The 13,360-nt window shown below is 65.6% G+C and carries 13 protein-coding genes; 5 read left to right on the top strand and 8 right to left on the bottom strand.

The features are described 5' to 3' along the window. Window positions 1-374: 374 nt before the first annotated feature. Window positions 375-1,574: a DUF445 domain-containing protein gene (locus ACIGJB_RS22460; protein ID WP_483734484.1), complete on the bottom strand. Its 1,200-nt coding sequence runs from the start codon at window positions 1,572-1,574 to the stop codon at window positions 375-377. Window positions 1,575-2,065: 491 nt separating this feature from the next. Here ACIGJB_RS22460 and ACIGJB_RS22455 point away from each other — a divergent pair, with 491 nt between their 5' ends. Further along, window positions 2,066-2,374 (top strand): hypothetical protein, encoded by a 309-nt coding sequence (locus ACIGJB_RS22455; RefSeq protein ID WP_483734483.1) that lies wholly within the window; start codon window positions 2,066-2,068, stop codon window positions 2,372-2,374. A 306-nt stretch (window positions 2,375-2,680) separates the two neighbouring features. Continuing rightward, a complete protein-coding gene (locus ACIGJB_RS22450; protein ID WP_483734482.1) occupies window positions 2,681-2,986 on the top strand; it encodes a hypothetical protein in 306 nt (101 codons plus the stop codon). Here ACIGJB_RS22450 and ACIGJB_RS22445 read toward each other — a convergent pair. The 7 genes from ACIGJB_RS22445 to senB all read right to left on the bottom strand — a co-directional run bounded on the left by ACIGJB_RS22445 (window position 2,944) and on the right by senB (window position 8,808). Continuing rightward, window positions 2,944-3,372, bottom strand: coding sequence for a PRC-barrel domain-containing protein (locus tag ACIGJB_RS22445; RefSeq protein WP_483734481.1), 429 nt, complete (start codon window positions 3,370-3,372; stop codon window positions 2,944-2,946). The two genes, ACIGJB_RS22450 and ACIGJB_RS22445, sit on opposite strands and share 43 nt — an antisense overlap. Window positions 3,373-3,453: 81 nt before the next feature. Beyond that, window positions 3,454-4,242 carry a phosphonate ABC transporter, permease protein PhnE gene (gene phnE / locus ACIGJB_RS22440; protein ID WP_483734480.1) on the bottom strand — a complete coding sequence of 263 codons (789 nt, stop codon included), beginning with the start codon at window positions 4,240-4,242 and terminating at the stop codon, window positions 3,454-3,456. A gap of 3 nt (window positions 4,243-4,245) precedes the next feature. After that, window positions 4,246-5,067 (bottom strand): PhnE/PtxC family ABC transporter permease, encoded by an 822-nt coding sequence (locus tag ACIGJB_RS22435; protein WP_483734479.1) that lies wholly within the window; start codon window positions 5,065-5,067, stop codon window positions 4,246-4,248. Further along, window positions 5,064-5,897 carry a phosphonate ABC transporter ATP-binding protein gene (locus tag ACIGJB_RS22430; protein ID WP_483734478.1) on the bottom strand — a complete coding sequence of 278 codons (834 nt, stop codon included), beginning with the start codon at window positions 5,895-5,897 and terminating at the stop codon, window positions 5,064-5,066. The genes ACIGJB_RS22435 and ACIGJB_RS22430 overlap by 4 nt, the downstream gene beginning before the upstream one ends. A gap of 10 nt (window positions 5,898-5,907) precedes the next feature. Next, window positions 5,908-6,771, bottom strand: a complete 864-nt coding sequence (locus ACIGJB_RS22425) for a putative selenate ABC transporter substrate-binding protein (protein WP_483734477.1) — start codon at window positions 6,769-6,771, stop codon at window positions 5,908-5,910. Then, entirely contained in the window at window positions 6,743-7,798 is a 1,056-nt protein-coding gene (selD, locus tag ACIGJB_RS22420) for a selenide, water dikinase SelD (RefSeq protein WP_483734476.1), read from the bottom strand. The genes ACIGJB_RS22425 and selD overlap by 29 nt, the downstream gene beginning before the upstream one ends. Continuing rightward, complete coding sequence (senB, locus tag ACIGJB_RS22415) at window positions 7,795-8,808, bottom strand: selenoneine biosynthesis selenosugar synthase SenB (protein ID WP_483734475.1); 1,014 nt, start codon at window positions 8,806-8,808, stop codon at window positions 7,795-7,797. Before senB ends, selD begins: the two co-directional genes overlap by 4 nt. Here senB and senA point away from each other — a divergent pair. The 3 genes from senA (at window position 8,807) to ACIGJB_RS22400 (ending at window position 12,355) form a co-directional block, all read left to right on the top strand. After that, the gene (gene senA / locus ACIGJB_RS22410) at window positions 8,807-10,006 is read left to right on the top strand and encodes a selenoneine synthase SenA (protein WP_483734474.1); all 1,200 of its coding nucleotides are present in this window, start codon (window positions 8,807-8,809) and stop codon (window positions 10,004-10,006) included. The two genes, senB and senA, sit on opposite strands and share 2 nt — an antisense overlap. Window positions 10,007-10,054: 48 nt before the next feature. After that, window positions 10,055-11,119 (top strand): VWA domain-containing protein, encoded by a 1,065-nt coding sequence (locus tag ACIGJB_RS22405; protein WP_483734473.1) that lies wholly within the window; start codon window positions 10,055-10,057, stop codon window positions 11,117-11,119. A 240-nt stretch (window positions 11,120-11,359) separates the two neighbouring features. Further along, window positions 11,360-12,355 carry a YihY/virulence factor BrkB family protein gene (locus ACIGJB_RS22400; protein ID WP_483734472.1) on the top strand — a complete coding sequence of 332 codons (996 nt, stop codon included), beginning with the start codon at window positions 11,360-11,362 and terminating at the stop codon, window positions 12,353-12,355. Window positions 12,356-13,360: the final 1,005 nt, after the last annotated feature.

Raw genomic sequence — 13,360 nt, 5'->3', positions numbered from 1 at the left:
TCGGCGGCGTGGAGGGCATCATCTACAAGCCGATGGCGTTCACGATGGGCTTCGCGCTGCTGGCCTCGATCGTCTTTACGATGCAGTCGAGGTGGTGCGCGATGTCCTGACGGGCGCGGTCACCGCGACCGAATCGGTCGGCTCGCACGCACTCGGCGCAGTGGGTACGCTGGCAGGCGGTGTCGTATCGACCGCGCGTGGCCCGCTGTCGGACAGCGTAGGGGGGCATTCGCCGGGTCATGCGCTCCACCAGGGGGGAGCAGCCGCAGGGCACCGAGACGGAACCCCTGCATGCGCGCTCGCCGAACGACGTCACGCGCACGCACCAGTAACCCCGCACGCTGGCGCCAGGAGTTGAAGTGCCGTGCGAGCGCTTAGAGCATTTGCAGTGCCTGCAGCACAAGCCCGACCAGCCCGCCGATGAGCGTGCCGTTGATGCGCACAAACTGCAGGTCGCTGCCGACTTCCATCTCGAGCTTGCGTGTCACGGTGGCCGTGTCCCATCCGTGCACCGTGTCAGCGATCAGGCGCGCGAGCTGAAGCCGATGCGCGGGCATCATCGCAAGGATGGCGTCGCGCCCGCATTGGTCGAGACGTGCGCGCAGCGCGGCGTCCTCCGCGACATGCCGGACGCTTTGCTCGATCAGCAACACCATGCGAGCGCGGACCAGCGATTCCGGCCGTTCGAGATCGGCCGCAACGGCATCGCGTAGTTCCGTCCACAGTGTGACGATATGCTGGTTCAGCATCGGATGCGCGAGCAGCGCTTCCCGCATGGTTTCGAGCTGCGCAAGGAAGGTCGGCGAATCGGCGAGGCCGGCCAGGCGATCATGGCCTAACGCGCCGAAGCGACGTCGCCATGGATGGTCAGGCGTGCTCCGGACATCTTCCAGCGCGGAGTCGAGTACCTTGATGACGGCGTCGGCGACCTTCTCGTCGAGCGAGATGCGCTGCCATATCCAGCCGGTGCCTTCGCGTACGCGCCGCCGGATCAGGTCGCGGTTGTCACGGAACAGCAGGTCGAGTTCTTCCAGCACGGGCGCCAGCAGCGCATCGAAATCCACGCTTCGCGAGACCTGCGCCAGCACCGCCGCTGCCACGGGCTGGAGAGGGACGCTGCGCGCACGATCCGCCAGGGCGCCGCGGATCAGTGCCACGGCCTCGCGCTCGTCCACCATCGTGAGCAGCTTCGGCGCAAGACTGTCCAGATAGCCAGCGATCTGTTCGGCTTGCCCGGGGGCGGAAAGCCATCGCAACAGGGCGCCGGAGAGATCGATCTGCGCAAGCTTGGCCGTCACCATCTCTGGCAGCAGGAAATTCTGCTCGAAGAAGGTGCCAAGGTTCTCGGCAATGCGGTGCTTGTTGGCCGGGATAATCGCGGTATGGGGCAAACGCAGGCCCAGCGGATGGCGAAACAGGGCGGTGACGGCGAACCAGTCGGCGAATCCGCCGGCCATGCCGGCTTCGGCGAACGCTTTTGCGAACCGCAGCCACGGATAGGCCGGCTCAAGCTGGCGGGCAACGAAGAACAGCACCACCATCGCACCCAGCAAGCCGGTCGCGATCCATTTCATGCGCGACAGGGTTCTCGCATTGTTTCTCTGGTCCAGCTCCATGTGCGCTCGCGATGAAAGGTCGCTAGAGATTCGTCTTGGCTGAACTACGCTAGACGCAATGTATCACTTCACCCCTGGCATTCACCGGCGACAGGGCGACGGCGCAAACCGGTGCGGACAAGCTAGACCAGGGCGGCGATGACTGCCACGGCGCAGCGCTTCACCACCGCTTCGAGCGCGGCCTCGGCGAACATGCTGGCCACGCTTTTTTACCGGGAGCGCGCAATGAGCCGCGACAGGACGCGGGTTCGCCACGTCTCATACGCGTACCAGAACAAGGTCATGGCCGGTGGCATGACCTGGCCGCGCAGGCCTTGCAACGCACCCAGGAGTGCCTGTTCGCTGCGGGCAAGCGGCTGCCATGCGCCCCCGCAGATCAACGTCCATCGAGGCCGGCGGCGGCGTGGCACGATCGTTGCGCGGGTTTCAGATCAGCCCTGGAGAACACGATGCCGATACTCACTGCCTGTTTCGACGATCGGACCGTCGCGGCGCATGCCTGCGAGGCGCTGATCGCGCAACTTCCCGGAATTCGCATCTCGGTGCATCTTGCCGCCGCGCACGAAGAGAGCGCAAGCATCGACCATCTGCGAAGTCTTCTGGTCGAGATTGTCGGCATCGGCCATGACCCGAGCCGATCGCCAGAGCAGGATTGCCCGGTCAAACTCGTGATTTCGGCTGGCACCGGGCATGAAGCCGAAGCGGCCAAAGTCCTTCTCCTAAGGCACCATGGGGCGCTTCGCAGCGAAGCCGCATAGGGGGGGACGGGCTTGTCATTTCTGCACCGTGCGCTCACTCACCCTTCAAGACTTGCCTGAAGCCCCTGTGCCCCCGCAGGTTCCCGGCTGGCATGGTTGATGCGGCGCCCTGTTCCGGACGCAACCGAGACATCCCCATGAGACCAGAGCCCCCCGTCGAAAACAAGCCCGGGCCGCCGGAAGGGCGGGTACCAAGGATGATGAGCCGTCCGTTGTTCATTTTCGCGGCCGCGATGATTGTGCTGGCGTTCATCCTTGCGGGCCTCTACGCATGAAGCACGGCCTTTCGTCGATATTGGGGGCGCTATGAAGTCGATGACGTATCGCGGGATGCTGATCACGGCGCATGCGGTCGAGGTCGGTGGCGGCAGCACGGGCTTTCAGTATCGCTATCGCGGCGAGATCGAGCGCGACGCTGCCGAGGCGAGCGAGGCGGCGGAATTCAAGCCCCCGTTGGGCCGGTACTTCGCCAATGCCGGTGCGGCCATCGAGCAGTGCCTGGCCGACGGCAGGCAACTGGTAGACGCGATGGACCCGGTCGACACCATGACGGGGTCAAAAGTCGAGGATCAGGGCGCCGGCTGGACCAACCAGTACGGCTCGCGCTCATAGTAGCGATGCACATCGATGGCCCATTGTTCATCGGCCATGCTGGGCCAGTTGTCCTTGTGAAAGCCCGGTCCATACTTGATTCGGTTCGCGCTAAGACCCACGCGGAAGCATTTGGCGTCCGTGTCCATGACCAGCGCGCTCCACGGAATGGCATGCAGCGTTTCGCCCATGCCCAGGAAGCCGCCGGTTGCCACGATCACGTAGGCGACGCTGCCGTGTGGGACGTCGATCATGATCTCCTTGATATCGCCAACGTATTCGTTGTCGGTCGAGTAGACCCGGGTCGCGTCGAAGCTTGATGCCGCCATGACTTCCGGTCCGGGACCCTTGCCAACGCCGCTGCCCACGATCGCAGCGCCCAGGTCTGAGGTGAGATAGCGATCCATGGCGGGTCTCCGAAACGGTTGCTGGTTCCCTGACGGAGCAACCTGCATGCCTGCTGGCCAATGACTTTGGCCAGCGCCGCGTCATGCGTGCCGGTCCACCCGCATGACCGCGCTGGCGGCGTCGACCACAGCCGCCAGGCCAAGCATGGCGATGATCACCGTGCAAGCCTGGGGCAGGCGGAACAGCGACAGCTCGAAATACAGCATCTGGCCAAGCCCGCCGGCCCCGACAAAGCCAAGGATCGCCGCCATGCGGATATTCGTTTCCCAGCGGTACAGGATGTAGGCCAGGAACTGGGGCCACACGCCGGGCAGCGTCCCATACACGAACACCAGCGCGGCCGGGGTGCCGCCTTCCTTCAGCGCGCGCGCGGGCGCGGGCGGCGCATTCTCGAGCGCCTCGGCGAACAGGCGGCCGAGCACGCCCGCCGTGTGCATGGCGAGGGCGAGGGTGCCGGCAAACGGTCCAAGGCCGACTGCCAGCACCGCCAAGGCGGCCCATACCAGCTCCGGAATCGAGCGCAACAGGTTCAGCAGCAAGCGCGACAACGCGCGCAGCGCATCGCCGTACAGGCCGCAAGCCGGCAGGGCCAGGCCAAAGCCCAGCACTGCCGCGCACAGCGTGCCGACGGCGGACACGGCGAGCGTTTCAAGCATGCTGACCGCGGTCTTTGCCAGGTAGGCGGACGACAGGTCCGGCGGGAAGAACGTCAGGAGGAAGTGCGCCATCTCGGCCGCAGCGTCCGCCGAAAGGAGCTGACCCAGATCGAGCGACAGGTACGCGAAGCTGCCCGACACCGCGGCGGCCACCGCGATCAGGGTGAGCAGGCATCGCATGCAGAATTGGGCGGCGCGGGCCTTGTTCGCCATGATTCAGTCGAGCAGCTTGCGCAGCCGCGCGCTGAGCGCGTCGGCCAGCAGCACCAGCAGCAGGAACACCAGCAGGATGGTCGCGGCTTCGCCGCCGTTAAGCAGCTTCATGGCCTGGTCCATCAACTGCCCCAGCCCCCCGGCGCCCACGAAACCCATGACCACCGAAGCGCGGATGGCACATTCCCAGCGGTAGACCGTATAAGAGACCAGTTCCTGCGCGGCATGGGGAATCAGGCCGTAGAAGAGGGCCGGCAGGCGTCCGCTCCCGCTGGCAAGCAGGGCGTGTACGGCGTGCTTGTCGCTGGATTCCAGGATCTCGGCATAGACCTTTGCCAGCATGCCGCCATAGGTGATGGCCAGGGCGAGGACGCCCGCCGCCGCGCCCAAACCGAGGGCGCGCACGAAGACCAGCGCCCAGACCAGTTCCGGCACGCCGCGCAGCAGCAGCACCAGGGCGCGCACGCCCGCGCGCACCGCCATGCGCGGCTTGTGTCCCGTGCCAGGGCCGATGCGCGACACGGAAAGGCTGCTGGTCAGGGCCACAGCCAGCGGTGCTGACACGAGAAAGGCGAGCGCAATCCCCGCGGTGGCGATCGCCAGTGTTTCGAGCGTGGCCTTGACCACAAGCCCGAGAAATTCGCCCGACACCTCGGGCGGCAGGAAATTGCGCACGAAAGCGCCCACCACCTTGAGATTGCCGGCGTCGAACAAGGTGGAAGGGCTGAACTGGGACAGCCGCAGCAATGGCCACAGCACGAGCAGCGCGAGCACGAGTCCGCTGGCGCGCCGCAGCGCATGGGGATCGCGCGGGTGGGCGGTCATCGGCACGCCGGCCTGGATGGGTTGCCGTCGCCGCGCGCGCCTGTGGCGACGCTGATCAGGGGCTGGCCGCCTTGCACCGGTGGCGTCGTGCTTTCGGAGGCATAGAGTTCGCGCAGCAGGGCATCGGTCACGCGTGTGGCCGGCAGGTCGAAGGCGATCTCGCCCGCCTTCAGGCCGACGATGCGGGGAAACCAGCGCAGCGCCAGGTCCACGGCATGCAGACTGGCCACCAGGGCCACGGCGCGCGTATCCGCTTCCTTGCGCAGTTCGCCCAGGGTGAGGTTGGCCAGCACCGGGTCCATGGCCGAGACCGGTTCGTCCGCCAGGATCAGTTCGGGCCGCTGGTAAAGCACGCGGGCCACCCCCACGCGCTGCAACTGGCCACCCGAGAGCTGGTCGCACCGGTCGAACAGGCGATCGGCCAGCTCAAGGCGGGCGAGCTGTTCGGCGGCGCCATCGATGTCGGCCGGATAGACCAGCGACAACAACGATTTCCAGGCGGGCCACAGGCCCAGGCGGCCGGCCAGGATGGCGGTGATCACGCGCTGGCGCGGCGGCATCGGCGGGGCCTGGTGCACCATGCCGATGCGGCAGCGCAATTGCCGCAGGCGCGCGGCGGACAGCGCCCAGGGGCTTTGCTCGAGCACCTCGACCCGGCCCTCGCCGGGCCGCAGCGACGTGGCCAGCAAGCGCAGCAAGGAGGTCTTGCCGGCGCCGGACGGACCGATGACCGCGATCGGCTCGCCGCGGCTGGCCGCCAGCGTGATCTGGCTCAGCGCACGTTGTCCGTTGGCGTAACGGATGCTGGCGGCATCCAGGCGGAAACTCATCAGGCCCGCATCACTGGATGAGGCCGGCGGCGCGGGCGGCGGTCTCGATCCCGGCGTAGTTTTCCGCGCGGGTGGGGATGTACTTGACTGTCCGCTGCAAGGCCATGATCTCGCGCTGCTCGGGATTGGCGGGGTCAAGCCGCAGGAACGCGTCGGTCAGCTTCTTGCGCAGGGCCGGATCGAGCCCGCCGCGCACCGTCCAGTTGTAGTCGAAGTAGGGCGGCGTCACGGCAAAGACCCGGACCTTGGCGGGATCCACCTTGTGCTGCTCCACCAGCTTGTCCCATACCGAGGCATTGAGCACGCCCGCGTCGGCCTTGCCGGCCTGCACGAACGCCACCGTCGCGTCGTGGGCGCCCGAATAGGCGACGGTCTTGAAGTCCTTGTCCGGATTGATGCCGGCCTCCAGCAGGAAGTGCCGCGGCATCAGGTGGCCTGACGTCGACGACGGCGCGCCGAAGGCGAAGGTGTGCCCCTTTAGGTCGGCCAGCGACTTGATCGCGCTGTTGGCGGTGATGAACTTGCTGGTGAATGCGGCATCTTCCTGGCGCTGGACGATGGGGATGGTGGCCCCCTTTGTCCGGATCTTGCTCTGCACGTAGGTAAAGCCGCCCAGCCAGGCCATGTCGATCTTCCCGGTGGCCAGCGATTCGACCACCGCGGCGTAGTCCGTGACGGGCACGAACTGCACCTTCATGCCGGTTTCCTTCTCCAGGTAGTGGCCGAGCGGCGCGAACTTGCGCTGCAGTTCGGTGGGGGATTCGTCGGGAATCGCCGAGACCCGCAGGACGGACTGGGCACTGGCGAGACCGGCAAAGCCCAGCAGGGCGAGCGCGGCAAGGCGCTTAAGCAACGGCAACACGGGTAGCTCCATCAGTCATGTCTCCGATCACTGCAGCGTCCGCGAAGCCTTCGCGGCGAAAGATTTCCAGGACCTCGTCCACGGCATCCGGTGCGCACGACACCAGCAAGCCGCCGCTGGTCTGGGGATCGGTCAGCAGCGCCTGCTGGCTGGCCGTGACCGACGTGGACAGGTCCACGTCGCCGCCGTAGCTGGCCCAGTTGCGCCCCGAGGCGCCGGTCACCAGCCCCTCGGCGGCCATGCGCTCCACGCGCGGCAGCAAGGGAATGCGCGCCATGTCGAGTCGGGCGCCGATGCCCGCGCCACGGCACAGCTCCAGCAAGTGGCCGAGCAGGCCGAAGCCCGTCACGTCGGTCAGCGCGTGGACGCCCGGGACTTCGGCCAGCAGCCGGCCGGGCGTGTTGAGCCGGGTGGTGCAGGCAATCAGTTCCTGATAGCCGTCAGCATCGAGCTTGTCCTTCTTCACCGCGGCGGACAGCACGCCCACCCCCAGCGGCTTGCCAAGGATCAGCTTGTCGCCCGAGCGGGCGCCGCTGTTCTTCTTGACCCGATCCGGATGCACCAGGCCCAGTACCACCAGCCCGTAGATCGGCTCAAGCGAATCGATGGTGTGGCCCCCCGCGACCGGGATGCCCGCCTGGGCGCAGACCGATTCGCCTCCTTCGAGGATCTTGCCGATGACCTCGGGCGGCAGCTTCTCGATGGGCATGCCGACCAGCGCCAGCGCCATGATCGGGGTCCCGCCCATGGCATAGACGTCGGAGATGGCGTTGGTGGCGGCAATGCGCCCGAAGTCGTACGGATCGTCGACCACCGGCATGAAGAAATCGGTGGTGGCGATCAGGGCCTGGCTGTCATTGAGCTTGTAGACCGCGGCGTCATCGCTGGTTTCCTTGCCGACCAGCAGGGCCGCCGGCGCCGGGAAGCCAACCGAATTCCTGAGGATTTCAGAAAGCACGCCGGGCGCGATCTTGCATCCGCATCCGCCGCCGTGGGAGAAGGCGGTGAGCTTGATCTTGGTGTTGTCTGGCTGGGTCACTGCAGGGCTCCGGGTGATTCTGGTTTCAAGGCGTCGGCGACAAGTTTACTCACTTCCGCGCATTCGCGGGCCGGCGCGAACAGCGGCGCCCGCAGTGCGCACTGCTGGCGCAGGCGGGTCAGGAACCCGGCATCGCGGCTGGCGCGCTCCAGCACCCGCGCCAGTTGCGCGGCGTCACCCACGGGAAAATAGCCTTCATAGTCATGGCCGAGCATGCCGATATTGCCCGGAATACGGCTGGCCACCACCGGCACGCCGCTGGCGACGGCCTCGACGATCACGTTGGCGCCGCCTTCCATGACACTGGAGATCACCAGTACCCGGGCTTGCCGGATGTGCTGGCGGGTCTGGTCATGGGGCAGGTTCCCGAGCCAGACATAGCGCCGCGGGCCGGGCCACGCCTGGGTCTCCAGCGCCAGGGCGGCCTGCTCATACGCCTTGTCCAGCGCGCCACCGATCTGGATCAGGCGCACGGACGAATCGTCGGGGAGCAGCGCCAGGGCGCGCATGGGCGTCAGGGGATCTTTTTCCGCCCGCATATGGCCGACCACCACGACATCGAAGTGATCCTTGCCGGGCGCGGTGGGCGCGCATGCCGGCGCAGATTGGTAGATCACCCGGCACTTGGCGCGCTGCGCGTCCGGTAGCTCGGCCAGCCCTTCTTGCTGCAGCACAACCAGGTGCGTGGCCAGTTCGAGCGAGCGCCGGGCGCAGGCATCGGTGCGGATATCGCGGTACAGATCGGTGCCGGTCAGCACGACGATTCGCGGACGGTCGGGACAAGCCTGGGCAAAGCTGGCAATGGACTCGGCAGAGCGGCGCGCGTGCAGGGCGATCAGGCAGTCGGGCAGGGCGCCGCCCGGGCTGGCCGCCAACCATTCCGCGTCCAGTGTGACCGCATAGTCTTCCTGCAGGAACCGGGACCAGCGATGGGCGGTTTGCCAGTTGCCGTTGTTGGCTTTGCGCAGCGCCGGACTGATAATCGCGACGTTGGCCTTGGGAGGACGCATGACGACAGGTTCCGAGGGGGCGGTAGCAAGAAGGATAAACAAGTTCGGGCTCGATGCGGCGTTTGCCGGGGCGCACCGGCGCACCTGGGCCGTGCTTCAGGGTCTGTCGGCGTCGCAGTGGCAGGTTCCCTACGACGCGGGCATCAATCCGCCCTTGTGGGAGTATGCCCATATCGCCTGGTTCACGGAGCATTGGGTGCTGCGCGAGCCGCGTGCAGGGCAGGACGGCCGCTGGGTCGCGCGCCTCCCGTCCATGCTGCCGGACGCCGACCGCCTGTTCGATTCCATGCGCGTCGCCCACCAGGATCGGTGGCATCTGGCGCTGCCTCCGCTCGCCGAGATTCGCGACTACGCTGCCGCCGTGCTGGCGCACGTTCGCGCCAGGCTCGCCGCATCGGACGATACCGACGCGGCGCTCTATTTTTACCGGCTCGCCTTGTTCCACGAAGACATGCATGCGGAGGCGCTGACCTATATGCGCCAGACGCTCGACTATCCGCTGCATGCCCCGCTGGCCATGCCTGCCATGGCGCCGGACTCGGAGCCGGTCGCCGCAGGCGGCGACATGTTCCTGATGGGGACGTCCGATGGCGACGGCTTTGCCTTCGACAACGAGAAATGGGCCCACCCGGTCCACGTCGCGCCGTTCCGCATCGATCGTACGTGCGTGAGCAACGCCGCCTTCGCGGAATTCGTGAACGCCGGCGGCTACCGCGACCCTCGGTGGTGGTCCGACGACGGGCGCGCATGGCTGCGGCAGAGCGGACTGACGCATCCGGTGCGCTGGCGCGAGACGGATGGCGGGACCGCGCGGCAATGGGCTCTGCGCTGGTTCGGGCAATGGCTGCCGCTGCCGCCGGAACAGCCGGTGTGTCACGTCAATGCCTACGAGGCGGAAGCCTATTGCCGCTGGGCCGGCAAGCGCTTGCCTACGGAGTCCGAATGGGAATATGCGGCCACGCATGACCTGATCCAGTGGGGCGGCGCCGTGTGGGAATGGACGGCGGATCCGTTCGCGCCCTATGCAGGCTTCTCGCCCGACCCCTACCAGGAGTATTCCGCCCCCTGGTTCCACACGCATCGCTCCGTTCGTGGCGGATCGTTTGCCACGGATGCCCGCATGCAGCATCCTCGCTACCGGAATTTCTACCTGCCGCGCCGCAGCGACCTCTTTGTCGGATTCCGCTGCTGCGGTTGAGGGTGCAGGGCGGTAAGATCGTCTGACTCACGCGCCAAGGAGCATCGGATGCGGTTTCTCTGGCCACACATGCTCTGGCTGCTGGCCTTGCTTCCCCTGCTGTCAGCGGCCTACCTGTACCTGATTTCGCGACGCAAGAAGTACGCGCTGGTGTACGCCAGCCTTGCGCTGCCGCGGGCAGCGCTGGGCCGCAGGCAACGGCTGCGGCGCCACCTCCCGCCCCTGCTCCTGCTGGTCTCGCTGGGTGCGGCCCTGCTGGGTTGCGCGCGGCCCATGGCGACCCTTACGCTGCCGTCCGACACCATCACGCTGGTACTGGCCATGGACGTGTCGCGCAGCATGGCGGCGACGGATGTCGCGCCCACGCGGATCGGCGCCGCCCAGCAAGCTGCCCGGGATTTCATTGTCGAGCTGCCGGCCAGCGTGCGGCTGGGTATTGTCTCCTTTGCCGCGACGGCGATCGTCATCCTGCCGCCTACCGAGAACCGGCAGGACATGCTCGACGCGGTCGACCGCTTCCAGCTGCAGCAGGGCACGGCCACAGGCAGCGGACTGATCCAGGCGCTGTCCGTGCTGTTGCCCGACGATGGCATCGACCTGGAGGCGATTCTCTTCAGCGGCGAGTCGCTCGCGCCCGGCGCCGCAGGAAGATCGCTGACAGAGGCTGCGGCGGCGGATGCCGTCCGCGAGCGCGAACAGGAAGGGCGGACCATCCAGGCGGGCGCTTACCGGCACGGTGCGGTGATCCTGCTCAGCGATGGCCGCCGTACCACCGGGCCCGACCCGCTGGACGCCGCGCGCATGGCCGCCCAGCGCGGCGTGCGCGTCTTTACCGTGGGTTTCGGTGCACCGCCGGATAGCAGTGCGGCGGCATCGGGCATGGACTTCACCATGCAGCCGGATGAATCCACCTTGCGCTCCGTCGCGATGCTCACGGAGGGCGAATACTTCGCGGCGGGGTCGTCCGCGGACCTGAAGCAGGTGTATCGCCAGTTGAGTGCGCGCTTCGTGCTGGAGCGCAAGGAAATCGAGATCAGTGCCTTGCTGGCGGCAGCTTCCGCCTCGCTGCTGGTGGTAGCGTGCGCTTTGTCGCTGCTGTGGTTCCGGCGGTGAACTTGGCCGCCAGCGCCGGGTTCAAAGGGGGCGGTTTATCGGCATTTATCCAATTCCGATAAATCATCGCTGCCAAATAAATGGCGATAAATGCTCCGGCCGCCATCGGTGTCGGAGACCATGCCGAGGCAAGTGATGCCCGGTGAACGCAGTGGACGCGGCCGGAACGAAGGGCGCCTGAGGGAAAGGCGCGGGCAAATATCCGGTGCCCGGCGCGCCGGCTCAGGGAACGGTTGTTGCTTGAGCATGGCCATTGCCCATTGTCAGTTTCGTCGCCGTTTGGCGAATGCCCGCGTGATTTTCCCTGGACACCTTTCACTTCGAGCCGCCGCGGAGCTGATCCGTGACAGCGTGAATTCATGGATCGATGACTACGCGCCGAGCATGGGCGCGGCCCTCGCGTACTACACCGTGTTTTCGATCGCGCCGTTGCTGGTGATCGTCATCACCGTCGCCGGCGTCATATTTGGCACGGATGCGGCACGTAACCAGGTGGTCGGTGAATTGACCGGCCTCATCGGCGATCAAGGGGCAGAGGCGATACAAGAGATGCTGGTGGCGGTCAGCAAGCCGGCCGCCAGTACGCTGACGGCCGTCCTCGGCGTACTGGCGCTGCTGGTTGGCGCGACGACCGTCTTTGCCGAACTGCAGTCAGCGCTCGACCGCATCTGGCGGGTCCCGCAGCGACAGAAGATATCAGGACTGATCTCGCTGATCCGCGCGCGACTGCTTTCCTTCGGCATGATCCTTGGCATCGGGTTCCTGCTGGTGGTGTCGTTGCTGTTCAGCGCGGCCCTTTCTGCCCTGGGGAGGGAGTGGGGGCCGCTGCTCGGCGTCAACGAAGCCGTCGGACATGTCCTGGACAGCATCGTCAGCCTGGTTCTGCTCACCGTGGTGTTCGCGATGATCTACAAGATCATGCCGCGCACGAAGATACGCTGGTTCGACGTGTGGCTCGGTGCGGCCGTGACCGCCGTGTTGTTTACGCTGGGAAAGTTTCTGATCGGCTTGTATATCGGGAAAACCGCCGTAGCCAGCGGTTATGGCGCGGCGGGATCACTGGTGGTCCTGCTGGTGTGGGTGTATTACGCTGCGCAGATATTTCTTCTTGGGGCGGAATTTACCTGGCACTTCGCTCGCCGGTTTGGCTCTTTAAGGCACAGTGATCTGCAGTCACCCGTGCGCGACGTCTCCCCGGATCCAGCAAAGGATGCCGGGCGTTCCCCTTCCGATTAGCGGGCTGTCCGGAATGCGGCAGTTGTGGCCCGGATCTCCTATTGCGCCGGATCTATGCTTAGTACGACCATCGTGGGGCATCGCGTGGCCCGGCCGGCTGGCAACGAATCGGTCGTGCGCACGTCGATGCACGCGAGTCGCTTAGCCGGCTCCGGCAACGGATCATAGAACCGAAACGCCATTTCCATCGGGCAGTTCGTTACGGCGAATGCCGCTTCCCGGCATAAGAAAAATGTCGGCCCAGGCAGGCCGACAACTCCGCATTGCGCATTGGGGGACACGCTGCGGGTGACGAAAGCATCGCGAGGTTGTGAACGGCGCACTGACGGCGCGGCATTGATGCGCCAGCCGTTTTGCACGGCGTCGCTTTCCCCGCTGTTCGGATGAGACGACCGACCGTTCAACCGTAGCCGAACTGAAGCATATTTGCAGCATTTCACCCGATGCTTCCTTTGCGGCGCAATAGCGTCATGCATGGCGAGTGGGGTACATTTGTTTTTGGTAATTGTAATTAAAGGATCTGGGAAGATGGGATGGTTTTTGTTTAACAAAAGCAAGAATAATTTTTACCATTTCTCCAGTAATTATTGATGTGATTTTACGAATCTTTAGGCGTAAGGCAGACATGGATAAATCGATGCAAGCATTAAGGGCGTATCAGCTGTGATACGGAATTGGCCAAGCACCACCCTAGCCGAAAAAAGGTGGAACCCCGTTCGCTGGACACCGACTGGACTCTTGCAATGGAACAAGCTCGAAGGCTTCAAAAAAATCAAGGAGACGTCTTCCTTTTTTTCTGTCGGTGGCGGAACGCCTTCTCGCGCCGCCTTGCTGCACTTTCGACGTGGCGGCTGTGGCACGCGAGCATTTCGCAGTTCCACGTGTGATACGGAATGGCGCGGAGGCCGACCGTGAGCCCGACCGTCGAGAGCGGGAATCGCCCTGTGGCCGCCAGTTTTGTGTGCTTGGCACAAGCTTCGCTAATGGCCTCCGCATGCTGCCCTC

The organism is Cupriavidus sp. C2SS-8b (genome assembly GCF_057073745.1).
The sequence above is the reverse complement of the archived record's forward strand: the minus strand, read 5'-3'. Positions and strand labels throughout refer to the sequence as shown.

What these genes read in the sequence shown, in the direction of transcription:
- senA (WP_483734474.1), top strand. Translation starts at nt 8,807, where the DNA reads ATGACGACAGGTTCCGAGGGGGCGGTAGCAAGAAGGATAAACAAGTTC.
- senB (WP_483734475.1), bottom strand. Translation starts at nt 8,808, where the DNA reads ATGCGTCCTCCCAAGGCCAACGTCGCGATTATCAGTCCGGCGCTGCGC.
- ACIGJB_RS22425 (WP_483734477.1), bottom strand. Translation starts at nt 6,771, where the DNA reads ATGGAGCTACCCGTGTTGCCGTTGCTTAAGCGCCTTGCCGCGCTCGCC.
- ACIGJB_RS22435 (WP_483734479.1), bottom strand. Translation starts at nt 5,067, where the DNA reads ATGACCGCCCACCCGCGCGATCCCCATGCGCTGCGGCGCGCCAGCGGA.
- ACIGJB_RS22450 (WP_483734482.1), top strand. Translation starts at nt 2,681, where the DNA reads ATGAAGTCGATGACGTATCGCGGGATGCTGATCACGGCGCATGCGGTC.
- ACIGJB_RS22460 (WP_483734484.1), bottom strand. Translation starts at nt 1,574, where the DNA reads ATGAAATGGATCGCGACCGGCTTGCTGGGTGCGATGGTGGTGCTGTTC.
- phnE (WP_483734480.1), bottom strand. Translation starts at nt 4,242, where the DNA reads ATGGCGAACAAGGCCCGCGCCGCCCAATTCTGCATGCGATGCCTGCTC.
- ACIGJB_RS22430 (WP_483734478.1), bottom strand. Translation starts at nt 5,897, where the DNA reads ATGAGTTTCCGCCTGGATGCCGCCAGCATCCGTTACGCCAACGGACAA.
- ACIGJB_RS22405 (WP_483734473.1), top strand. Translation starts at nt 10,055, where the DNA reads ATGCGGTTTCTCTGGCCACACATGCTCTGGCTGCTGGCCTTGCTTCCC.
- ACIGJB_RS22445 (WP_483734481.1), bottom strand. Translation starts at nt 3,372, where the DNA reads ATGGATCGCTATCTCACCTCAGACCTGGGCGCTGCGATCGTGGGCAGC.
- ACIGJB_RS22455 (WP_483734483.1), top strand. Translation starts at nt 2,066, where the DNA reads ATGCCGATACTCACTGCCTGTTTCGACGATCGGACCGTCGCGGCGCAT.